Origin of the sequence: Streptomyces sp. NPDC058653 (genome assembly GCF_042716895.1) — a bacterium.
Classification (GTDB): domain Bacteria; phylum Actinomycetota; class Actinomycetes; order Streptomycetales; family Streptomycetaceae; genus Streptomyces.
On the sequence record NZ_JBHXRM010000036.1, the window covers coordinates 36,535 to 56,215 of the forward strand.

The following is a 19,681-nucleotide window of genomic DNA, read 5'->3' on the forward strand; positions in this document are numbered from 1 at the left end:
GTGGGGTTTTGTCCCGTTTTTTTTGTGGCGTCTTTGGCCCGGGCGGGCGGGCGGGGCCGGCCGGGGGGGGGGGGGGTGTTGGCGGGGGGCGGGGGGGTGGCCCGCCCGCTCCCCCCCTCCCCGTCACCGGTGCTGCCCGTGCCGTACGACCCGGCGGGTCGTCACGGCTTGGGCGTGGCGTGCGGTGCGCACGTCACGTCGCGGCTGTCGAGCTCGCCGCCGAGCAGATAGGCCTCGACCCGATCGTTGAGACACGGGTTCGCCAGATTGGTGATGCCGTGCGAACCGGCGTCCCGCTCCGTGATCAGGCGTGAGCCCTTGAACCGCTTGTGCAGCTCGACGGCGCCACCGTAGGGGGTGGCGGCGTCACGCTCGGACTGCGCGATCAGTACGGGCGGCAGGCCCCGTCCCGTCCGGACCTCGACCGGTGTCTGCTGCTCCACGCCCCAGGTGGCACAGGGCAGGTTCATCCAGGCGTTGGCCCAGGTCAGGAACGGGTGGTCACGGTGGAGCCGGGTGTTGTCCCGGTCCCAGGTGCGCCAGTCGGTGGGCCACTTGGCGTCGGCGCACTCGACCGCGGTGTAGACGGCGTTGCCGTTCTCCGCGGCCTTGTTGCCCACCGTGTCCGTGAGATCGGGCGCGGCGGCGTCGACGAGCGCCTGGGTGTCCCCGGCCAGGTACTTGCTCCAGGTGTCGGCGACGGGCACCCAGCTGGAGTCGTAGTACGGGGCGCTCTGGAAGAGCCCGATGAGTTCGGCGGGTCCGACGACGCCGCCGATCGGCTCCTTCTTCGCGGTGGCGCGGAGCTTCTCCCACTGCTTGCCGACCTTGGCGGCGGTGTCGCCGATGTGGAACGTCGCGTCGTTCTCGGCGACCCACTTCTTCCAGTCGTCGAAGCGCTTCTCGAAGGCGACGTCCTGGTCCAGGTTGGCCTGGTACCAGATCTTCTCCTTCGACGGGTTGACCACGCTGTCCAGCACCATGCGCCGTACATGGGACGGGAAGAGCGTGCCGTAGACGGCGCCCAGGTAGGTGCCGTAGGAGACACCCACGTAGTTGAGCTTCCTGTCGCCGAGCGCGGCCCGCAGGACGTCCAGGTCGCGCGCGGTGTTGGGCGTCGTCATGTGCGGCAGCATCCAGCCGCTGCGCTCCTTGCAGCCGTCCGCGTACTCGGCCGCGAGCTTGCGCTGTGCGCGCTTGTCGGCCTCGCTGTCGGGAACGGGGTCGGCCTTGGGAGCCTTGACGAACTCCTGCGGGTCGACACAGGAGATGGGCGTCGAGCGCCCGACCCCGCGCGGGTCGAAGCCCACGAAGTCGTACGCCTTCGCCGCGTCGGCCCAGATGGCGTTCTTGGTCACGACACGGCGCGGGAACGCCATGCCGGAACCGCCGGGACCACCGGGGTTGTAGACGAGGGAGCCCTGACGCTCCCCCTTGGTGCCGGTGTTGCCGATCCGGTCGACGGCGATCTTGATCTGCTTGCCGTTCGGACGGGCGTAGTCGAGCGGAACGCTCACGTAGCCGCACTGGATCGGCTTCTCCAGGGACCATTCGGCCGGGCAGTCCGCCCAGTCGATCCCCTTCCTCGCCGCTCGTTCGGCGGCCACCTCGGCACCGGCCGCCTGGGCTTTCTGTGCCTTCTGTGCTGTGCTCCGCGCGGCCTGGCCACTGTCGGCGTGGCCGTCGGCGCTCGCCGATGTGGCGGCGAGCGTGGTCGCTATGAGCGTGCCCGCGAGCAGAGTGCCGGCCGAGCCGAGCACCGCTGTGCGTCTCAAGTGGTACCTCCCCCTGTGTGACGCGCCGCACGCCGCGGCGCTGTTCGTAGGGTTACCGAGGTGGATCCTTTCGTCTGTGTGCCAGTGGAGAACAGGCCAAACCGGCAATTCTTTGCCGAACCGATAGCCGGTGCGTCCGGTTCCGCTCAGCGGTGCAGCTCCGCGAGTACCTCGTCCAGGACCCGGCGCAGCGCCCGCGCGTCCGGCGCGAGCGCGGTCACCAGCGCCCCGGGACCGGCGAGCGGGGTGAGTACGGCGGTGTCGCCGAGCAGCCTCGGTGCCACCGGCTTCTCCTCGAACTCCGGTCGCACCAGCAGCAGTTGGCCGACGGCGCGATGGCCGCCGAGCACCGCTCCGCCGTCCCAGCCGCCGGGCGCTCCGGGTCCGAGCGCGAGTTGCTGGTCCAGCAGGGGCCGGCCGTCGTGGTGCACGGTGAGCCGGGTGGTGAGGGTGCCGGGCGCCTCGCCGTGCCGGCCGAGGATCAGCTCCTCGCGCAGGACGAGCCGGGCCGTGGGGGCGAGTTCGACGCGGGTGTGTGCCCGCAGGTCGCTGCCGGTGACGGAGATGAGCTGCTCGGGCAGCCAGTGCAGTGCGGCACCCTCGCCGACGGTCAGGCGTGTGTCGTACCCCGCGTGGTCGGCGGGTTCGTCGCCGGCCCGGTGGCCGGGCAGCGCGATCGTCGCGGCGGCGGCGTCGACGGTGAGGGCGGCCCCGTCCCGTACCACCGCCTCCAGGGCGAGCCGGTCGCCGCCGAGCGGCGCGCTCATCGCGCCGACGACGGTCACGCGGGCGCCGGGACGCCCGGTCGCGGGGCGCGTACGGCGCAGGGCGAGGGGTCCGTCGCTCTCCAGCACCGGCAGGGCCGTTCCCCCACGGCCGTCGGGCGCGGCGGTGATCCGGGCGGTGGCGTGGACGCTCATCCGGTCCAGGCGGCGAATCGCGCGCGCACCCATGCGGCCACCGGTGCCACTCCCTCCGGGCCGGTGAGCGAGGTGAACAGGACGGGCAGTTCGCCGCGCTGCTCCTTGGCGTCGGACGCCATGCGCCCGAGGTCGGAGCCGACGTACGGCGCGAGGTCGGTCTTGTTGATCACCAGCAGGTCGGAGGTGGTGACGCCGGGGCCGCCCTTGCGCGGGATGTCGTCGCCGCCGGCCACATCGATGACGAAGATCTGCGCGTCGACGAGGCCCTTGGAGAAGGTGGCGGTGAGATTGTCGCCGCCGGACTCGACCAGGATCAGATCGAGCGGTCCGACCGAGTCCTCCAGCTCCTCCACGGCTTCGAGGTTGGCGGAGATGTCGTCGCGGATCGCGGTGTGCGGGCAGGCGCCGGTCTCGACGGCCCGGATCCGCTCGGCCGGCAGCACGGCGTTGCGCAGCAGGAACGCCGCGTCCTCCCTGGTGTAGATGTCGTTGGTGACGACGGCGATGGACAACTGGTCGCGCAGCGCCCGGCAGAGGGCCGCGACGGTCGCGGTCTTGCCGGAGCCGACGGGCCCGCCGAGTCCGATACGCAGGGCGCGCCGCGACCCGTCGGGGCGCACCGCCCCCGCCCCGTGGCTGTGCGGGTCCGCGTACGGGGCGGTGTACGGGTCCGAGTGGTCGAGGTGCACGGTGCGGCTCCTTCGTCGTCGGGCGAGGTCGGGCGGGCGGTCGGCGGGGCGTTACGAGGCGAAGAGCCGCACCGCCCAGGCCGCGTGCGCCTCGGCGGTGATGTCGAGGAGCGGCGCGGAGGCGGCGGGCAGGGCGCCGGTCCCCTTGCGTACGGCGCGGTGCGCGGTGGCCACGGCGCGCCGCGCGGTCTCGTCGATGTCGGGTGCCAGGCGGGCGAGGACGGCGGTCGCGTCGAAGGGGTCCAGACTCAGCAGCCGTACGGCGGCGGTGGCGGGCCCGCTGACGCTCTCGTACAGCACGCAGTGCGCCGCGTCCTCGGCGCCCAGTCCGGCCGAACGCGCCGCGAGGCCGAGGACGATCGGCTGATGGGCGCCGCGCGGGCGGGCCGCCGCCAGGGCGTCCAGCTCAGGGCCCGGCCAGGTGGCGCGCGCGGCGCGCATCATCTGGCGGCCGAGTCTGCGCGCGGTGGCGCGCAGGGCCGGCGAGGGGGTGCGGGCGTCGGCGGCCTCGTCCAGGGCGAGGGGGTCGACGCCGAGCACGGCCGCGGCGGCGAGCGCGGCGGAGGTGAGTCCGGTGGTGTGCAGCCGGCCCCGGCAGAAGTCCGCCAGATCGCGGGCGTCGGTGAGCCGCCCCGCGCGGACGGCCGGTTCGGCGCCGCCGGAGTGGGCGTGACCACCGGCCGGAAAACGTCCGTCGGCGAGGACGAGCAGTGCCGCGCGGCTCATCAGAAGAGGAAGTAGCGCTGGGCCATGGGCAGTTCGGCGGCGGGCGCGGGTTCGACCACGTCGCCGTCGATCGTGACCGTGAAGCTGTCGGGGTCGACCCGGACATGCGGCAGGGCGTCGTTCTGCCGCATGTCGGCCTTGGTGACGGAGCGGGTGTTCTCGATCGGTACGAAGCGTTTGCCGAGACCGAGACGGTCGGGCAGTCCGTCCTCGATCGCCGCCGGGGCGACGAAGTTGACGGAGTTGTACGCCGGTGCGGTGCCGGTCGCGCCGAACATGGGCCGGGGCATGACCGGCTGCGGGGTGGGGATGGACGCGTTGGCGTCGCCCATCTGCGCGTACGCGATCTGGCCGCCCTTGACGACGAGTTGGGGCTTCACGCCGAAGAACGCCGGGTCCCACAGGACGAGATCGGCGAGCTTCCCGGTCTCGACGGAGCCGATCTCGTGGGCGAGCCCCTGGGCGAGCGCCGGGTTGACGGTGTACTTGGCGACGTAGCGGCGGACCCGGTGATTGTCGGCCCCGCCGTCGCCGGGCAGGGCGCCCCGGCGCTTCTTCATCACGTGCGCGGTCTGCCAGGTCCGCAGGATCACCTCGCCGATACGGCCCATCGCCTGTGAGTCGGAGGAGATGATCGAGATCGCCCCGAGGTCGTGCAGGATGTCCTCGGCCGCGATGGTCGTCGGCCTGATCCGTGACTCGGCGAAGGCCAGGTCCTCGGGGACCGCCGGGTTGAGATGGTGGCAGACCATCAGCATGTCGAGATGTTCGTCGATGGTGTTGACGGTGTGCGGCCTGGTCGGATTGGTCGAGCTGGGCAGGACGTACGGCTCGGACACCACCGTGATGATGTCCGGCGCGTGGCCGCCGCCCGCGCCCTCCGAGTGGTAGGCGTGCAGGGTCCGCCCGGCGACGGCGGCGAGGGTGTCGGCGACGAATCCCGCCTCGTTGAGGGTGTCGGTGTGGATGGCGAGCTGGACACCCGTCTCCTCGCAGACACCGAGACAGGCGTCGATGACGGCGGGGGTCGCGCCCCAGTCCTCATGGATCTTGAACCCGAGGGCGCCGCCCCGCAGTTGGGAGTGCATGGCGTCGCGGGACACCGTGTTGCCCTTGCCGAGCAGCCCGATGTTGACGGGATAGGTCTCCAGGGCGGCGAACATCCTGGCCAGATGCCAGGGTCCCGGTGTGACGGTGGTGGCCTTCGTACCCTCGGCGGGTCCCGTGCCGCCGCCGACGAGCGTGGTGATGCCGGAGGAGAGCGCCTGGTCGATCAGGGTCGGCGAGATGAAGTGGACATGGGCGTCGACGGCCCCCGCGGTGAGGATCTTGCCGTTGCCCGCGACGATCTCGGTCTCGGGTCCGACGACGAGGTCGGGGTGGACCCCGTCCATGGTGTCCGGGTTGCCGGCCTTGCCGATACCGGTGATCCTGCCGTCCCTGATGCCGACGTCGGCCTTGACGACGCCCCAGTGGTCGATGATCACGGCGCCGGTGATCACGGTGTCCGGCGCGCCTTCGGCCCGGGTCGTACGGGACTGTCCCATCGATTCGCGGATCACCTTGCCGCCGCCGAACACCGCCTCGTCCCCGGCGAGTCCGGGACCGCCGCAGCGGTCCTCCTCGATCTCGACCAGGAGGTCGGTGTCGGCGAGCCGGATCCGGTCGCCGGTGGTGGGGCCGTAGAGATCGGCGTAGACGGCTCTGCTCAGCTCAGGCATCGAGGGGACCTCCGGCCTCGCCGCGCAGACCCGGTACGACACGGCGTCCGGCGATCGGGACGAGTTCGACGTCGACGGGGATGCCGGGCTCGAACCGTACGGACGTACCGGCGGCCACGTTCAGACGCAGGCCGCGCGCCGCCGCGCGGTCGAACCGCAGGCCGGGGTTGGCCTCGGCGAAGTGGTAGTGGGAGCCGACCTGGACGGGCCGGTCGGCGGCGTTGAGGACGGTGAGGCTGGTGACGGGACGGCCCTCGTTGAGGGTCACGGCGCCGTCGGCGTACAGGATCTCGCCGGGATTCATCGGTGCGCTCCCCCGTCAGACGATCGGGTCGTGGACGGTGACGAGCTTCGTGCCGTCCGGGAAGGTGGCCTCCACCTGGACGTCGTGGAGCATCTCGGGGATGCCCTCCATGACGTCGTCGCGGGTGAGCACCTTGCGGCCGGACGCCATGAGTTCGGCGACGGTACGGCCGTCCCTGGCGCCTTCGAGGAGGTGGGAGGTGATGAGCGCGACCGCCTCGGGATGGTTGAGACGCAGGCCGCGCGCCAGCCGTTTGGCGGCGACGTCGGCGGCCACATGGATGAGCAGCCGTTCCTGCTCGTGCGGGGTCAACTGCACGTTTCCACCTCACTGTTGCGGCCCGGTCCGGCGTGGAGCCCGTTGTCGCCCGCATCGATTCAACACTCTGTTGAACGCGAACAGGGGCCGCACAGCCGGACATCGCACGTTACGGCGGAAGTTTTTCCGGCAGGTTAACCGGGCCTTTGCACGCCCATGGACATCAACCCGCGCAGCCCGTTCCGGAGGACCTCCACGGGGACCTCTCCGAAGAGCGCCTGCTGGGCGGCGAAGCCCTGTGCGGTGGCGATCATCGTGCGGGCGACATGCTCCGCCGGGATGTCGTCGCGCATCAGCCCCTGCGCCTGGTACGCCTCGACGACCGCGACCCAGGCGGTGCGGACGGTCTCGTACCCGGTCCGCATCAGCACCGCGAGCTCCTCGTTGCGCAGGGTCTCCGTCCACACCTGGACGATCAGACGGGGGATCTGGCCGCCGCCGTCGACGCCACCGACGAACTCCCCGCTCAGGACGCGTGCCATCACCGTGCCGAGCAGCACGTCGGGGGGCTCCGGCGGGCTCCGGCGCGCGGCGTCCTCGAACGCTCCCCGGATGTTGTCGAGGACCTCGGTGACGATGGCCCCGATCAGCTCCTCCTTGCCGGCGAAGTAGCGGTAGACGGCGCCGGCCGAGAGGTCGACCTCGCGCAGCACGTCCTGCATCGACGTGGCGTGGAAGCCGTTCCGCGCGAAACACCGCGCGGCCCCGTCGAGGATCTGACGCCTGCGGGCGTCCAGGTGCTGCTGCGATACACGGGCCATGCGATCAACGTAAAACGAACATTCCTTCTTGACAAGCTCCGCGCCTCCCGGTGACAGTGGCGGCATCCCTAAAACGAACGATCCTTCTTTTTGAACACCGTGGACCGAAGCGAGGACACCATGTCCGCCACTCCCACGCGCCGCATGATCGGCGTCGTGCTCCTGATCCCGCTGATCGCCGCCCTGGCGCTCGCTGCCTTCGCCTGGCCCGCCGCCCGCGTCGCACCGCGCGACCTGCCGGTCGGCGTCGCCGGCCCGGCGTCCGCGACCGCGCCGCTCCAGCAGGGGTTCGAGCGGCAGCCGGGCGCGTTCGACGTACACCGTTACGACGACGAGGCGGCGGCGCGCGAGGCGATCGAGGACCGTGACATCTACGGGGCGGTGGTCGCCACCGAGCAGGGGCCGCACCTCCTCACGGCGTCGGCGGGCAGCCCGGCGGTCGCCCAGCTGCTCCGGGACGCCGTCACCGCACAGGCCCCGGAGGGCGCCGCGGTACAGGTGACCGACGTGGTCGCCACCCCCGCCGGGGATCCGCGCGGCAGCGCGCTGGGCGCGAGCATGCTCCCGCTCGCGCTCGCGGGCGTCGCGACCGGCGTCCTGGTGAGCCTGCTCGCGCTGCGCGGTGTCCGCGCGGTGGGGGCGATCCTCGGCGCGGCGGCGCTGGGCGGCCTCACCGCCACCGCCCTCGCGCACAGCTGGCTGGAGGTGATCGCCGGCGACTGGTGGGCGGAAGCGGGAGTGTTCGGCCTCGCGGTGCTCGCCGGCGGCTCGACCGTGGCGGGGCTCGCCGCACTGCTCGGACGGCCGGGCATCGGCCTGGGCGCGCTGCTGATGGTGCTGGTCGGCAACCCGCTCTCGGGGGTGTCGAGCGCGCCCGAACTGCTCCCGGAGCCGGTCGGGGCGCTCGGTCAGTGGCTGCCGCCGGGCGCGAGCGGTTCACTGCTGCGCTCGGTCGCCTTCTTCGACGGGAACGCGGCCTTCGCGCCGGCGCTCACTCTCGCGGTCTGGACGGCCCTGGGCCTGACGGCGGTGGCCGTCGGGGCGCGCCGCCGGGACACGGAACCGGATCCCGCCGATGCCCCGGCGCCGACCCTGCGGCCCGCCCGGGTCGCGTAACGCCCACCGGGTGGTCACCTGGCCGGTCACGGCCAACACCCCGTGCGCACACGGCGGTTGAGCGGCGACTCGTCCGCGCACCACCTGCCCACATCAAAGGCGCGGCCCTCGGGCCGCGCCTTTTCCCATCGCCCCTCTGGCGCCGCTCTTCCCCCGCCGCGCTTCTCTCCGGAACCGGCCTGCGGCGGTCAGGCCTGCGGCTCGTGCTTGGCCACGATGCCGAAGTCGGCACGTTCGCCCGGAGCGGACGCCACCGAGCGGATCGCGCTCACCGAGGAGATCACGCGCTCCTGTGCCGCCGTCGCCTCCTCGGCCTTGAGGCTCTCCAGTCGTTCCAGGTCAGCGGCCGAGACAAGAGCGACGAGCGGCTTGCCGTGGCGTGTCACAACCACGCGCTCCTCGCCGTAGACGACCCGGTTGATCAGGTCGGCGAGTTCTGCCCGCGCTTGCGTCACCGGAATTTCGTAGGCCATGGTTGCCATCTTACGACCTGTACGTCCTGTACATTTTTTACAGCGGACGAGAGCCGCGTCCGGCACGCGAGGAGAGGCCCCACCATGCACCGTCCTTCCGCCCGCTACGTCCTGCCGGAGTTCACCGAGCGGACCTCCGCCGGGACCCGCACCCTCGACCCGTACTCCAAGCTCTTCGAAGGACGGATCATCTTCCTCGGCACCGCCCTGGACGACACCGCCGCGAACGATGTGATCGCCCAGCTGCTGCATCTCGAATACGCCGGGCCCGACCAGGACATCGCGCTCTACATCAACTCCCCCGGCGGCTCCCTCAGCGCCATGTCCGCCGTCTACGACACGATGCAGGTCGTCGGCTGCGACGTGGCGACCACCTGCCTCGGCCAGGCGGCGTCGACGGCCGCCGTGCTGCTGGCGTCCGGAGCGCCGGGCAAGCGGATGGCGCTGCCGGGCGCGCGCGTCGTCCTCCAGCAGCCGGGCATCGAGGAGCCGGTGCGCGGCCAGCCGTCCGATCTCGCCATCCACGCCGAGGAGTTGCTGCGGCTGCGCGCCCTGATGGCCGCGACGCTGGTGCGGCACACCGGCCGGAGCGCCGAGCGGATCGACGCCGACATCGACCGGGACACGATCTTCGACGCGGTGGGCGCCAAGGAGTACGGCCTGGTGGACCAGGTCGCCCAGGACCGCAGGTCGTCCCTCGGCTTCAACACCCCCGGATGAGACGCCGATGCTGCCGCCGGAGATGGAGCCGCTGCCCGCGCTGACCCGCGCCGAGGGGGACCTCGTCGACAGTTATCTCCGGGTCGTCGACCTGGTCGGCCGGATCAACCCCTCGCGCGCCGACGACACGTACGGCGCGCTGCGCGCGGCGCAGGCGCTGGTGACCAGGGCCGCCGAACTGCGCGACGCGCTGACGGTGATGCACGCGAGGGGAGAGACGGAGCTCCACACGCCGACCCTGGACCGCACACTCCGGCTGCTCGACGGGGAGCGCAGAGCCGCGCGGGTCACCATGCCGCCCGGCCCGGTGACTTGATACGGATCCGTGCCCCACGGACCCCGGCGCGGGGCCCACGAGCCTCGCCGCGCCACGGACTTCGGCCGCCGCCGCGCCCGTACGGACGCACCCGAGGAGCATCCGGGCGCTCGTTCGGCGTATCGACCCGCCCATGGCGATCGGACCGACGAGTTGCGGCCACCGATCGGCCGTCCGGTGGTAAGGCGTCGCTGCGTCGCAGGTACAGCGCGTGCGCGGTCATATGAGTTGTTCTGAAAATAGCCCCTATCAACCCATATAGCCCATAAGTGACGAGAGTCACACCTGCCCGTTTCAGCACGGAAATGAGCTGACGGCGCGTCAAGATCCGTGGGACGACAAGCCCCCGCCACCTCGGCGGGGCGGTCCGGGTGGACGCCGAGTCCTGCCGCCGCTCCGGATGCCTGGTCGACACGAGTGGATCGGCAGGAGTGGAGGACCCGAGCAGTTCGGGGCGGTCCGAGCATGGACCGCTCCTCGGGGTGAAGCCGCGTCAGCGGCCGGGCATCTTCGCCTGTCCGAACCCGACAGGTCATCCTTCACAGGCGGCTGACGAAGGGTTGCGCATGTCCGCGCAGACACAGGTCCCGTCACTGCTCTCCCGGGCCGGCACCGCGTCGGTCCTCCTCGCCGCCGTCGGCGGCACGATGCTGGCGCCCGGCGCCGTCCCGGAGGCCCACGCCCAGCCGGCCGCCGCGAGGGCGCTGGATGTGGCCGCGTCCAAGAAGGGCGCCCCGTACAAGTTCGGGGGCACAGGTCCGCACCGGTTCGACTGCTCGGGGCTGACGGCGTTCTCGTACAAGAAGGCCGGCAAGGCGCTCCCGCGTACCGCGCAGCAGCAGTACAACCGCACACGCCATATCCCGGCGTCCGAGCGCAGAGAGGGGGACCTGGTGTTCTTCCACTACGGAAGCAGCGTCTACCACGTCGGGATCTACGCCGGCCGCGGCAAGATCTGGCATTCGCCCAAGAGCGGTCAGGTGGTGCGGCTGGAGCGCATCTGGTCCCGCGGCGTCTGGTACGGCCGGGTCCGCTGACACCGGGCGTCACCGCGCCGACCGTGCCCGGCCCGCTCAGCCCTGGGCCCGTACCGTCCAGGGCAGGGTGATCCAGACCGTCTTGCCGCCGTCCGCGGTGGGGGTGACGGCGAGCCGCCCGCCGTGCTCGGCGGTCAGCGCCCGGATGATGACCATGCCGCGGCCGTTGTCCTGCTGGACGGCGGCCGGGAGCCGCTGCGGCCAGCGCGGGTGGCTGTCCGTGACTCCGACGCGCAGTTCCTCGTCGCGCCGCAATGTGACGTCGACCGTGAAGGTCGGCGAGGTGCCGAGGGTGTGCTGCACGGCGTTGGTGGCGAGCTCCGAGATGATCAGGCGAACCGTTTCGGCTGTGCCGGCGCCGTCCGGCAGTCCCCATTCGGTGAGCACACGAGCGACGTATCTGCGTGCCTCGGACACCGAGGCCGGATCGCTCGGCAGGGTGACGGATGCTTCCTGATGGTCTGCCATGGCGACGCTGTCCCTTTCCCACCGGGACGACGACCGACCTATGGCTGTTGCCCGCGGGTACGTCCCCGGATTGCGCTGCGCGCCACACTGCCATCAACGGCACCCGGTGCACGCGCGATCCGCCGGGATACGCCCCCGTCTGTCGCTCTAAGCGGTGAACCCTGCTACGCGAGACCGTATTTACACGGGCTCAAGTTCCGGGCCCCGGCGACCGACAGGCGACGAGGATACGCCCGGCACGGCGAGAGCCGCGCCAACTCATTCCGTGGGCGTCACGGCTCCGGCGGGAGCGGCCCCGATGATCGTCGCCAGCGCGCCCGCCACCTGGGCGTCCGTCAGATCGGCGCGGGCCGTGAGCCTGATCCGGGAGATCCCGTCCGGTACCGACGGCGGCCGGAAGCAGCCCACCAGCAGCCCCGCCGCCCGGCAGTCGGCGGCCCACCGCACGGCCGCGTCAGGGGAGGGCGCCCGGACGGAGACGACGGCCGCGTCCGGGCGTACGGCGGTGAGCCCCGCCCCGGTCAGCCCCCGGTGCAGCGCGCCGGCCACCGCGCGCGCCCGGAGGGCCAGCGACGGGTCCTCGCGCAGCAGCCGCAGGCTCGCCAGCGCGGCTCCCGCGGCGGCCGGGGCGAGTCCGGTGTCGAAGATGAACGACCGCGCCGTGTTGACGAGTTGGGCGACGACCCGGGCCGGGCCGAGGACAGCGCCGCCCTGACTGCCCAGCGACTTGGAGAGGGTGAGGGTGACGACCGTCCCCGGGTCCCCGGCCAGACCCGCCGCGTGCACGGCGCCACGCCCGCCGTCGCCGAGCACACCGAGACCGTGCGCGTCGTCGACGAGGAGGGCCGCGCCCCTCGTACGGCACACCTCGGCCAGCCGGGCGAGCGGCGCCGCGTCACCGTCCACCGAGAACACCGAGTCGCTGACGGCCAGCGCCCGGGAACCCTCGTACGTCTCCAGCGTCTTGGCCACCGCCTCCGGGTCCGCGTGCGGTACGACCACGGTCTCGGCGCGCGAGAGCCGGCAACCGTCCACGATGGACGCGTGGTTGGCGGCGTCGGAGACGACGAGCGAGCCGCGCGCGGTCAGCGCGGTGAGGGCGGCGAGGTTGGCGGCGTACCCGGACGACAGGACGAGGGCGGCCTCGAAACCGCAGAACGCGGCCAGCTCGCGCTCCAGTTCGGCGTGGAGTGCGGTGGTCCCGGTGACCAGCCGCGAGCCGGTGGCACCCGCGCCCCAGCGGCGCGCGGCGTCGGCCGCCGCGCCCGTCGTCACGGGATGGCGGGTGAGCCCCAGGTAGTCGTTGCTGGCGAGGTCCAGCAGCGGGGAGTCGGCGGGGCGGGGGCGCAGCGCACGGACCAGACCGGACCGCTCACGCAGCCGCGCCTCGTCGTCGATCCAGCCGAACGGGTCCGGCGGGGTCGACGGGGACGGCATGCCCGGCACGGGCGGTTCGGCTGGCACGGCTGAGGTCCTTTTGTAGGCAGCCCACAGACCCTAACCGTGGATCGCTCCGCCCCGGGTGTGGTCATACACACACCTGAATGCACCTGTCTTGTGGGATTCATCCTTGGCCCGGGGGCCCGCCGTAGGCCAGGATCGGCGCCATGGACCTGCTGAACACACTGGTGGAGAAGGGCCTTCGGCGAGAGCTGCCGTCGCGCGAAGAAGCGCTCGCCGTGCTGGCGACCTCCGACGACGAACTGCTCGAAGTGGTGGCCGCGGCCGGGAAGGTGCGCCGCCAGTGGTTCGGGCGGCGGGTCAAGCTCAACTATCTCGTCAACCTCAAGTCCGGGCTCTGTCCCGAGGACTGCTCGTACTGCTCGCAGCGGCTCGGGTCCAAGGCCGAGATCCTCAAGTACACCTGGCTGAAGCCCGACGAGGCGTCCAGGGCCGCGGCGGCCGGAGTGGCCGGCGGTGCCAAGCGGGTCTGTCTGGTGGCCAGCGGCCGGGGGCCGACGGACCGGGACGTCGACCGTGTCTCGCAGACCATCGGCGCCATCAAGGAGCAGAACGCGGACGTCGAGGTCTGCGCCTGTCTCGGTCTGCTCTCCGAGGGCCAGGCCGAGCGTCTGAAGGCGGCGGGCGCCGACGCGTACAACCACAACCTCAACACCTCCGAAGCCACGTACGGCGACATCACCACCACCCACACCTACGCGGACCGGGTGGAGACGGTGCGGCACGCGCAGGGCGCGGGTCTGTCGGCCTGTTCCGGGCTGATCGCGGGCATGGGCGAGAGCGACGCCGACCTGGTGGACGTGGTCTTCGGACTGCGCGAGCTGGACCCGGACTCGGTGCCGGTCAACTTCCTCATCCCGGTGGAGGGCACCCCGCTGGCCAAGGAGTGGAACCTGACCCCGCAGCGGGCGCTGCGCATCCTCGCGATGGTGCGGTTCGTCTGCCCCGATGTGGAGGTCAGGCTCGCGGGCGGGCGTGAGGTGCATCTGCGCACGATGCAGCCGCTCGCGCTGCACCTGGTCAACTCGATCTTCCTGGGCGACTACCTCACCACGGAGGGCCAGGAGGGCAAGGCGGACCTGGACATGATCGCGGACGCCGGTTTCGAGGTCGAGGGCACGGACACGACGACGCTGCCCGAACACCGGAGCGGCGGGTGCGCGAGCGCCTGCGGCCCGGCGGCGGACGACGCCACGGCGGACGACGCGGCATCCGTCGGGGCCCCGGCCGGCGCCGGGCCCGCCCGTACCGACCTGGTGACCGTACGGCGGCGCGGCGCCGGTACCGATCTGGCGCCCAATGCCTGACACGCCGCTTCCGCGCGTACCGGCTCCGGGCGAGCTCCTGGCGCTGGACCGGGCGCATGTCTGGCATCCGTACGGTCCGATGCCCGGCCGCACGGACCCGCTGGTCGTGGAGTCCGCGTCGGGCGTACGGCTCCGGCTCGCCGAACCGGCTTACGGGCAGCGCGAGTTGGTCGACGGCATGTCCTCCTGGTGGTCCGCGATCCACGGCTACAACCACCCGGTCCTCAACGAGGCGGCGCACGACCAGCTCGCCCGGATGAGCCATGTCATGTTCGGCGGGCTCACCCATGAGCCCGCCGTCCGGCTGGCGGCCCGGCTGGTGGAGATCACCCCCGAACCGCTCCGGCATGTCTTCCTCGCCGACTCGGGATCGGTGTCGGTCGAGGTGGCCGTCAAGATGTGCCTCCAGTACTGGCGTTCGCTGGGCCGCCCGGCCAAACAGCGGCTGCTGACCTGGCGCGGCGGCTACCACGGCGACACCTGGCAGCCGATGTCGGTGTGCGACCCCAAGGGCGGTATGCACGGGCTCTGGTCGGGGGTGCTGCCGCGCCAGATCTTCGCCGACGCGCCGCCCGCCGATTCCGAGGAGTACGACGAGACGTACGCGGACCGGCTGCGCGCCCTCGTCGCGCGCCATGCCGACGAGCTGGCCGCCGTGATCGTGGAGCCGGTGGTGCAGGGCGCGGGCGGTATGCGCTTCCACTCCCCCGCCTACGTGCGGGTGCTGCGCGAGGCCTGTGACGAGAACGGCGTGCTGCTGATCCTCGACGAGATCGCGACGGGCTTCGGCCGTACCGGCGCGCTGTTCGCGGCGGAGCACGCGGGCGTCAGTCCCGATGTGATGTGTGTGGGCAAGGCGCTGACCGGCGGATATCTCACGATGGCGGCGACGTTGTGCACCTCTGCGGTGGCCGACGGCATCTCGCGGGGCGAGGTGCCGGTCCTCGCGCACGGGCCCACCTTCATGGGCAATCCGCTCGCCTCCGCCGTGGCGTCCGCCTCGATCGACCTGCTGCTCGGCCAGGACTGGCAGGGCGAGGTCAAGCGGATCGGGGCGGGACTGCGGGACGGCCTCGCCGAGGCGGCGTCACTGCCCGGGGTGCGGGACGTGCGCGTCCTCGGCGCGATCGGCGTCGTACAGCTGGACCACGAGGTGGACATGGCGGCGGCCACCCGGGCGGCGGTACGCGAGGGTGTGTGGCTGCGGCCGTTCCGGGACCTCGTGTACACGATGCCGCCGTACGTGACGGACGACGACGACATCGCCCGGATCTGCCGCGCGGTGGCGGCGGCGGCGCGGGAGGCCTGAGATGCCCGTACTGATCGTCTCGGGGACCGGGACGGAGATCGGCAAGACCGTCGTCACGGCGGCCCTCGCCGCGGTGGCCCTGGCCGGGGGCCGTACCGTCGCGGTGCTGAAGCCCGCGCAGACCGGTGTCGCCCCCGGAGAGCCGGGCGACGTCGACGAGGTGGTCCGGCTGGCGGGCGCCCTCACCACGGTCGAACTGGCCCGTTTTCCCGAGCCGTTGGCGCCCGCGACCGCCGCCCGGCGCGCGGGCGCGCCGCCCGTACGGCCCGAGGAGATCGCGGAGACGGCCGAGAAGCTGGCGACCGAACACGACCTGGTGCTGGTCGAGGGCGCGGGCGGTCTGCTCGTACGGTTCGACGACGAGGGCGGCACGCTCGCCGACGCCGCCCGGCTGCTCGGAGCCCCGGTGCTGGTAGTGGCGCCCGCCGGGCTCGGCACGCTGAACATGACCGCGCTGACGGCCGAGGCGCTGGACAGGCGCGGGCTCACGGCGGCGGGTGTGGTGATCGGCAGCTGGCCCGCCGTGCCGGATCTGGCCGCACGCTGCAATCTGGCCGATCTGCCGGGCGTCACCGGTGCCCCGCTGGTGGGGGTGGTGCCGCACGGCGCCGGCGCGCTGGCCGCGCCCCGGTTCCGGGCGACCGCCGGCGACTGGCTGGCTCCGGAACTCGGCGGCGGCTGGGACGCCGCGCGGTTCGCGGCGGCCGTATCCCAACCGGACGCCTCGGCCCGCCGGGCCGCCGGGCACGCGGGGATACGGTAACGAGTTACGTCCCGCGAGCTGCCGGGCGGAGCCGTACGGGGAAGAATCATGGTCACGCCCTGTACGCCGGAGGAGATCCGCCCCATGCACCTACGCAATCGCAAGGCTCCCAAGGACTCCGTGCACCACCCGCTCTTCGCGCGTTTCTACGCGCGGATGAGCGTCGCCGCCGACAGCAAGGGCGGTATCTCCGCGCACCGCGCGGAGCTGCTGAGCGGTCTGTCGGGACGGGTCGTGGAGGTCGGCGCGGGCAACGGGCTGAACTTCACGCACTATCCGGCGGCGGTCTCCGAGGTCGTGGCGATCGAACCGGAGCGGAGCCTGCGGCGGCTGGCGGTGGGCGCGGCGATGCGGGCCGAGGTCTCGGTGGACGTGCGGCCGGGCACGGCGGAGGCGCTGCCCGTCGAGGACCAGGGGTTCGACGCGGCCGTCACCTCACTGGTGCTGTGCACCGTCCGTGACGTACCGCAGGCGCTCGCCGAGATCCGCCGGGTCCTGCGCCCGGGAGGCGAACTGCGGTTCTTCGAGCACGGGCTGGCCCCGGAGCGTGGCCTGGCGGCGGTGCAGCGGGTGCTGGACAGGACGGTGTGGCCGAAGCTCTTCGGCGGCTGCCACACGGCGCGGGACACGCTGGCCGCCATCCGCGAGGCGGGCTTCGAGTTCGGTGCGTACCGCTCCCTGCGGGTACCGGAAACGGGGCCGCGGACGCCGACCTCGCCGTGTGTGCTCGGGGTGGCGTACCGGCCGAGGGCGGATCTGGTCTGACGTGGTCGCCCGGTCCCGGACGCTCCGGGACCTGAGGTCCTGACGCCCTGGGGTCCTGAGTTCCTGGGGTCCTAGAGGCTCCAGCCGCGCAGTTCCTCGGCGATGCGCCGTACGTCCGCCGTGCCGTCCTTGACGAGTTTGGCCAGATCCCTGACACGCTCGGGCGAGGTGACGACCTTCAGACCGCTCGCGACGAGATAGCCGTACGCGACGGCCGAGGCGTACATGGCGTTGGACCGCTCCAGCGCGGGCACATGGAGCAGGCTCTGGAGCAGGGCCGCCGCGCGGGTGTGCGGGTCGGTGTAGACGGGGGTGCCGAATATCTCCGCCTCGTGCCGGCTGACGGCGGCCACGAGGGCGCCCCAGTCGGTGACTTGGGGATCGCCGGGCATCTTGTGCTCGGCGACCATCAGCAGCCAGGAGAGATCGATCCGCAGCGTCGGGTCGGCGCGTGAGGGGAGTTCGGGGGAATCGGGGTAATCCATTGAGGGCAGCTGTCTCAGTAGAAGGCGGGCGTGGGGAGTCCGGCGATGATCAGTATCCCCGACGAGGCTCGGCGGTGCGGATGGGCGGTGCGGTGATGGTGTCCTGCCCGCCCGCGTCCATGGCGTACCCGATCAGCGCCCGCGCATCCTCAAGGACCTCCGGATCGGCCGGTGTTGAGTGCCGTCGGTGGGCGAACACCGCTCGCAGCGCCTCGGCGTCGGACAGATGGCGGGTCGGTCCGTCGGTGCGGAGCAGCAGCCGGCGCGGTCGGTAGCTCCGTACCAGCGCGGCGGGTTCGCCCGCGTCGGCGCCCAACCACGCGGTGAGGGCGTCGGGTCGGCCCGAGTCGTCCTCGGTCAGCGCCATGCCCGTCCCCTCGTCGGGCAGCGAGTAAGCGCGGCTGTCGCCGACCCAGGCGCACCAGATGCCCTCGGGGCGCGACACAGGTGGTGGCGGAAGCGGCGTCCACTTTGGCGGCCGGTGCGCTGACGGCCCGGCCCGGCCCGCACGGGCGGCGGCGTCCGCGAGAACGGTCTCGGGCAGGGTCCCCCCGCTCAGCCCGGTGGCGAGGTGGGCCGCGCCGACGGTGGGGGCGACCTGCGCGGCCCGTTCCGCGCGGGGCGACACGGAGACGCCGTCGCACACGGCGCCGATCGTCCACCCTCCGCTCCCGGTCAGGGCCATCGCGTCCGCGTCGTCGCCGCGCCGTCCGCCCCGGTCGGGGGGCGACGGTCCCGCCGCCGGCGGGGCGGCCGCTCTGCCCGGCCCGGTCGGTCATCGGCCCCGGGTCCCGGCGGGTCAGGACGCGCGGACGGTCTCAGCGCGTGCCCTCGCGCCCCGTGCCACGGCCGGTGCCGCCTTCGGCGCTCCGGTCCGTGGCAGCGGCGGCGTCGCCGAACTCCTCGGTGAACACGGACTCGTACTGCTTCATGAAGTCGGCGGCGGACTCGACGAAGGTCTTCCCGACCTCGCCCACGTCCTGCCTGACGAGCTCCTCGATGTAGCGGTTCACGCTCATGCCGCGCCGCCCCGCCTGCCTCCGGGCGGCGTCCGCGGTGGTCTCGTCCACGCGTACGTTCAGCTGGGTCTTCGCCACCCCCACAAGCTAGCGCGCCGACGCTAGCGTCGGCAAGTGTGCCGATTTCCCGGTGATGCGGGTGATTACGCCATTAGGGTCACGCCGGTAGGGACCGCCTCCCGTTCGATGTCCACACACCCTTACGAGGAGACCTCATGACCAGGCCCTTCCGTTTCGGAGTGAACATGGTGACGCCCGCCTCGGGCACCGACTGGGGCAGACGGTGCAGGCGGGCCGAGGAGCTCGGATACGACGTCGTCCTGGTGCCGGACCATCTCGGCATGGTCGCCCCCTTCCCCGCCCTGGTGGCGGCGGCCGAGGCCACGGAGCGCCCCCGGCTCGGCACGTTCGTCCTCAACACCGGTTTCTGGAACCCGGCGCTGCTCGCCCGCGAGATCGCCACCACCGACGCCCTCACGGAGGGCCGGCTGGAGATCGGGCTCGGCGCCGGTTACGTACAGGAGGAGCACGAGCGGGCCGGGCTCGCGTTCCCGCCTCCCGGCGAGCGTGTCGACCGCCTCGTCCGAACGGTGGAGGCGTTGGAGGCTCTGCTCGGCGACGAGAGCCATGTGCCCGAGCCGGCACAGCGGCCCCGTCCGACGCTGCTCATCGGCGGCAACGGCGACCGGGTGCTGCGGCTCGCCGCCGAACACGCGGACATCGTCGCCTTCACCGGCGCCAGGCAGCGGGACGGCGCCATGACCGCGCTCTCGGCCGAGGAGCTGGACGAACGCGTCGCCGCCTACCACGGCTTCGCGGCGGCCCGTGAGACCCCGGCCGAGATGAACGTGCTGCTCCAGCTCGTGGCCGTGACGACGGACCGCGCGGCCGCGGTACGGCCCCTGCTCCCCCATCTGCCGGGCACCACGGAGGAGGAGCTGCTGAGGCTGCCGTTGCTGGCGGCCGGTACGACGAAGGAGATAGCCGGCCAGCTGCGCGAGCAGCGTGAGCGGTACGGCTTCTCGTACCTCACGGTCCTCGACCCGTACATGGAGGCGCTCGGGCCGGTGATCGAGGAGCTACGGGGTACGTGAGGGAGACGGGGGCGGGGGGGGCCCCCGGGGGGCCGGCCCCCCCCCCCCCCCCCGCCGGGCGCCGTTTTTTTTCTCCCACGCCCACCGGCCACAGGGGCTACCCGACCGGCCACCACCAGCCGGCCCGGCGC

Annotated in this window: 22 protein-coding genes, 1 pseudogene and 1 riboswitch; of the genes and pseudogenes, 9 read left to right on the forward strand and 14 right to left on the reverse strand. The window is 72.5% G+C overall.

Annotated elements, in window-relative coordinates; genetic code table 11:
• Positions 1-161: 161 nt before the first annotated feature.
• From ACFWU9_RS26445 to ACFWU9_RS26480, 8 genes are all read right to left on the reverse strand, one after another.
• On the reverse strand, positions 162-1,775 hold the full coding sequence (locus tag ACFWU9_RS26445; protein WP_384322611.1) for an alpha/beta hydrolase: 1,614 nt from the start codon (positions 1,773-1,775) through the stop codon (positions 162-164).
• A gap of 146 nt (positions 1,776-1,921) precedes the next feature.
• Complete coding sequence (locus ACFWU9_RS26450; RefSeq protein ID WP_384322613.1) at positions 1,922-2,695, reverse strand: urease accessory protein UreD; 774 nt, start codon at positions 2,693-2,695, stop codon at positions 1,922-1,924.
• Entirely contained in the window at positions 2,692-3,387 is a 696-nt protein-coding gene (gene ureG / locus ACFWU9_RS26455; RefSeq protein ID WP_384322615.1) for an urease accessory protein UreG, read from the reverse strand. Before ureG ends, ACFWU9_RS26450 begins: the two co-directional genes overlap by 4 nt.
• A 51-nt stretch (positions 3,388-3,438) precedes the next feature.
• Positions 3,439-4,113 (reverse strand): urease accessory protein UreF, encoded by a 675-nt coding sequence (locus ACFWU9_RS26460; RefSeq protein ID WP_384322617.1) that lies wholly within the window; start codon positions 4,111-4,113, stop codon positions 3,439-3,441.
• A complete protein-coding gene (locus tag ACFWU9_RS26465) occupies positions 4,113-5,834 on the reverse strand; it encodes an urease subunit alpha (RefSeq protein ID WP_384322619.1) in 1,722 nt (573 codons plus the stop codon). The genes ACFWU9_RS26460 and ACFWU9_RS26465 overlap by 1 nt, the downstream gene beginning before the upstream one ends.
• Complete coding sequence (locus tag ACFWU9_RS26470) at positions 5,827-6,138, reverse strand: urease subunit beta (RefSeq protein ID WP_384322620.1); 312 nt, start codon at positions 6,136-6,138, stop codon at positions 5,827-5,829. The genes ACFWU9_RS26465 and ACFWU9_RS26470 overlap by 8 nt, the downstream gene beginning before the upstream one ends.
• 15 nt (positions 6,139-6,153) lie before the next feature.
• Positions 6,154-6,456 carry an urease subunit gamma gene (locus tag ACFWU9_RS26475; RefSeq protein WP_329390821.1) on the reverse strand — a complete coding sequence of 101 codons (303 nt, stop codon included), beginning with the start codon at positions 6,454-6,456 and terminating at the stop codon, positions 6,154-6,156.
• A gap of 134 nt (positions 6,457-6,590) precedes the next feature.
• Positions 6,591-7,217: a TetR/AcrR family transcriptional regulator gene (locus ACFWU9_RS26480; protein WP_384322622.1), complete on the reverse strand. Its 627-nt coding sequence runs from the start codon at positions 7,215-7,217 to the stop codon at positions 6,591-6,593.
• 120 nt (positions 7,218-7,337) lie between these two features.
• Between ACFWU9_RS26480 and ACFWU9_RS26485 the strand changes: the two genes are divergently transcribed.
• Positions 7,338-8,333: an ABC transporter permease gene (locus ACFWU9_RS26485; RefSeq protein ID WP_384322624.1), complete on the forward strand. Its 996-nt coding sequence runs from the start codon at positions 7,338-7,340 to the stop codon at positions 8,331-8,333.
• A gap of 188 nt (positions 8,334-8,521) precedes the next feature.
• On the opposite strand, the gene ACFWU9_RS26490 is transcribed toward ACFWU9_RS26485, so the two are convergent.
• Positions 8,522-8,806, reverse strand: a complete 285-nt coding sequence (locus ACFWU9_RS26490; protein WP_384322711.1) for a type II toxin-antitoxin system Phd/YefM family antitoxin — start codon at positions 8,804-8,806, stop codon at positions 8,522-8,524.
• An 84-nt stretch (positions 8,807-8,890) separates the two neighbouring features.
• On the opposite strand from ACFWU9_RS26490, the gene ACFWU9_RS26495 reads away from it, so the two are divergent.
• From ACFWU9_RS26495 to ACFWU9_RS26505, 3 genes are all read left to right on the forward strand, one after another.
• Positions 8,891-9,526 carry an ATP-dependent Clp protease proteolytic subunit gene (locus ACFWU9_RS26495; RefSeq protein ID WP_384322626.1) on the forward strand — a complete coding sequence of 212 codons (636 nt, stop codon included), beginning with the start codon at positions 8,891-8,893 and terminating at the stop codon, positions 9,524-9,526.
• A gap of 7 nt (positions 9,527-9,533) precedes the next feature.
• On the forward strand, positions 9,534-9,842 hold the full coding sequence (locus ACFWU9_RS26500; protein ID WP_384322628.1) for a hypothetical protein: 309 nt from the start codon (positions 9,534-9,536) through the stop codon (positions 9,840-9,842).
• 391 nt (positions 9,843-10,233) lie between these two features.
• Positions 10,234-10,405, forward strand: a riboswitch (cyclic di-AMP (ydaO/yuaA leader).
• Between the two features lie 3 nt (positions 10,406-10,408).
• Positions 10,409-10,879: a C40 family peptidase gene (locus ACFWU9_RS26505; protein ID WP_384322630.1), complete on the forward strand. Its 471-nt coding sequence runs from the start codon at positions 10,409-10,411 to the stop codon at positions 10,877-10,879.
• 36 nt (positions 10,880-10,915) lie between these two features.
• Here ACFWU9_RS26505 and ACFWU9_RS26510 read toward each other — a convergent pair whose 3' ends face one another.
• Positions 10,916-11,347, reverse strand: coding sequence for an ATP-binding protein (locus ACFWU9_RS26510; RefSeq protein WP_384322632.1), 432 nt, complete (start codon positions 11,345-11,347; stop codon positions 10,916-10,918).
• A 258-nt stretch (positions 11,348-11,605) separates the two neighbouring features.
• A complete protein-coding gene (locus tag ACFWU9_RS26515; protein WP_384322713.1) occupies positions 11,606-12,784 on the reverse strand; it encodes an 8-amino-7-oxononanoate synthase in 1,179 nt (392 codons plus the stop codon).
• Between the two features lie 170 nt (positions 12,785-12,954).
• Between ACFWU9_RS26515 and bioB the strand changes: the two genes are divergently transcribed.
• The 4 genes from bioB (at position 12,955) to ACFWU9_RS26535 (ending at position 16,952) form a co-directional block, all read left to right on the forward strand.
• Positions 12,955-14,115 carry a biotin synthase BioB gene (gene bioB / locus ACFWU9_RS26520; RefSeq protein ID WP_384322634.1) on the forward strand — a complete coding sequence of 387 codons (1,161 nt, stop codon included), beginning with the start codon at positions 12,955-12,957 and terminating at the stop codon, positions 14,113-14,115.
• Positions 14,108-15,424: an adenosylmethionine--8-amino-7-oxononanoate transaminase gene (locus ACFWU9_RS26525; protein ID WP_384322635.1), complete on the forward strand. Its 1,317-nt coding sequence runs from the start codon at positions 14,108-14,110 to the stop codon at positions 15,422-15,424. The genes bioB and ACFWU9_RS26525 overlap by 8 nt, the downstream gene beginning before the upstream one ends.
• Position 15,425: 1 nt before the next feature.
• Entirely contained in the window at positions 15,426-16,187 is a 762-nt protein-coding gene (gene bioD, locus ACFWU9_RS26530) for a dethiobiotin synthase (RefSeq protein WP_384322637.1), read from the forward strand.
• An 84-nt stretch (positions 16,188-16,271) separates the two neighbouring features.
• The gene (locus ACFWU9_RS26535; RefSeq protein ID WP_384322639.1) at positions 16,272-16,952 is read left to right on the forward strand and encodes a class I SAM-dependent methyltransferase; all 681 of its coding nucleotides are present in this window, start codon (positions 16,272-16,274) and stop codon (positions 16,950-16,952) included.
• 71 nt (positions 16,953-17,023) lie between these two features.
• Here ACFWU9_RS26535 and ACFWU9_RS26540 read toward each other — a convergent pair whose 3' ends face one another.
• The 3 genes and pseudogenes from ACFWU9_RS26540 to ACFWU9_RS26550 all read right to left on the reverse strand — a co-directional run bounded on the left by ACFWU9_RS26540 (position 17,024) and on the right by ACFWU9_RS26550 (position 18,534).
• On the reverse strand, positions 17,024-17,437 hold the full coding sequence (locus ACFWU9_RS26540) for a fic family toxin-antitoxin system, toxin component (protein ID WP_384322641.1): 414 nt from the start codon (positions 17,435-17,437) through the stop codon (positions 17,024-17,026).
• A gap of 49 nt (positions 17,438-17,486) precedes the next feature.
• A pseudogene (locus ACFWU9_RS26545) lies at positions 17,487-18,125 on the reverse strand (protein phosphatase 2C domain-containing protein); the annotation flags it as partial.
• Positions 18,126-18,255: 130 nt separating this feature from the next.
• Positions 18,256-18,534, reverse strand: coding sequence for a toxin-antitoxin system HicB family antitoxin (locus tag ACFWU9_RS26550; protein WP_384322643.1), 279 nt, complete (start codon positions 18,532-18,534; stop codon positions 18,256-18,258).
• A 137-nt stretch (positions 18,535-18,671) separates the two neighbouring features.
• On the opposite strand from ACFWU9_RS26550, the gene ACFWU9_RS26555 reads away from it, so the two are divergent.
• Entirely contained in the window at positions 18,672-19,550 is an 879-nt protein-coding gene (locus tag ACFWU9_RS26555; RefSeq protein WP_384322645.1) for a TIGR03621 family F420-dependent LLM class oxidoreductase, read from the forward strand.
• Positions 19,551-19,681 lie beyond the last annotated feature (131 nt).

What these genes read in the sequence shown, in the direction of transcription:
- ACFWU9_RS26450 (WP_384322613.1), bottom strand. Translation starts at nt 2,695, where the DNA reads ATGAGCGTCCACGCCACCGCCCGGATCACCGCCGCGCCCGACGGCCGT.
- ACFWU9_RS26460 (WP_384322617.1), bottom strand. Translation starts at nt 4,113, where the DNA reads ATGAGCCGCGCGGCACTGCTCGTCCTCGCCGACGGACGTTTTCCGGCC.
- ACFWU9_RS26465 (WP_384322619.1), bottom strand. Translation starts at nt 5,834, where the DNA reads ATGCCTGAGCTGAGCAGAGCCGTCTACGCCGATCTCTACGGCCCCACC.
- ACFWU9_RS26470 (WP_384322620.1), bottom strand. Translation starts at nt 6,138, where the DNA reads ATGAATCCCGGCGAGATCCTGTACGCCGACGGCGCCGTGACCCTCAAC.
- ACFWU9_RS26480 (WP_384322622.1), bottom strand. Translation starts at nt 7,217, where the DNA reads ATGGCCCGTGTATCGCAGCAGCACCTGGACGCCCGCAGGCGTCAGATC.
- ACFWU9_RS26485 (WP_384322624.1), top strand. Translation starts at nt 7,338, where the DNA reads ATGTCCGCCACTCCCACGCGCCGCATGATCGGCGTCGTGCTCCTGATC.
- ACFWU9_RS26490 (WP_384322711.1), bottom strand. Translation starts at nt 8,806, where the DNA reads ATGGCCTACGAAATTCCGGTGACGCAAGCGCGGGCAGAACTCGCCGAC.
- ACFWU9_RS26495 (WP_384322626.1), top strand. Translation starts at nt 8,891, where the DNA reads ATGCACCGTCCTTCCGCCCGCTACGTCCTGCCGGAGTTCACCGAGCGG.
- ACFWU9_RS26500 (WP_384322628.1), top strand. Translation starts at nt 9,534, where the DNA reads ATGCTGCCGCCGGAGATGGAGCCGCTGCCCGCGCTGACCCGCGCCGAG.
- ACFWU9_RS26505 (WP_384322630.1), top strand. Translation starts at nt 10,409, where the DNA reads ATGTCCGCGCAGACACAGGTCCCGTCACTGCTCTCCCGGGCCGGCACC.
- ACFWU9_RS26510 (WP_384322632.1), bottom strand. Translation starts at nt 11,347, where the DNA reads ATGGCAGACCATCAGGAAGCATCCGTCACCCTGCCGAGCGATCCGGCC.
- ACFWU9_RS26515 (WP_384322713.1), bottom strand. Translation starts at nt 12,784, where the DNA reads ATGCCGTCCCCGTCGACCCCGCCGGACCCGTTCGGCTGGATCGACGAC.
- bioB (WP_384322634.1), top strand. Translation starts at nt 12,955, where the DNA reads ATGGACCTGCTGAACACACTGGTGGAGAAGGGCCTTCGGCGAGAGCTG.
- ACFWU9_RS26525 (WP_384322635.1), top strand. Translation starts at nt 14,108, where the DNA reads ATGCCTGACACGCCGCTTCCGCGCGTACCGGCTCCGGGCGAGCTCCTG.
- bioD (WP_384322637.1), top strand. Translation starts at nt 15,426, where the DNA reads ATGCCCGTACTGATCGTCTCGGGGACCGGGACGGAGATCGGCAAGACC.
- ACFWU9_RS26535 (WP_384322639.1), top strand. Translation starts at nt 16,272, where the DNA reads ATGCACCTACGCAATCGCAAGGCTCCCAAGGACTCCGTGCACCACCCG.
- ACFWU9_RS26540 (WP_384322641.1), bottom strand. Translation starts at nt 17,437, where the DNA reads ATGGATTACCCCGATTCCCCCGAACTCCCCTCACGCGCCGACCCGACG.
- ACFWU9_RS26555 (WP_384322645.1), top strand. Translation starts at nt 18,672, where the DNA reads ATGACCAGGCCCTTCCGTTTCGGAGTGAACATGGTGACGCCCGCCTCG.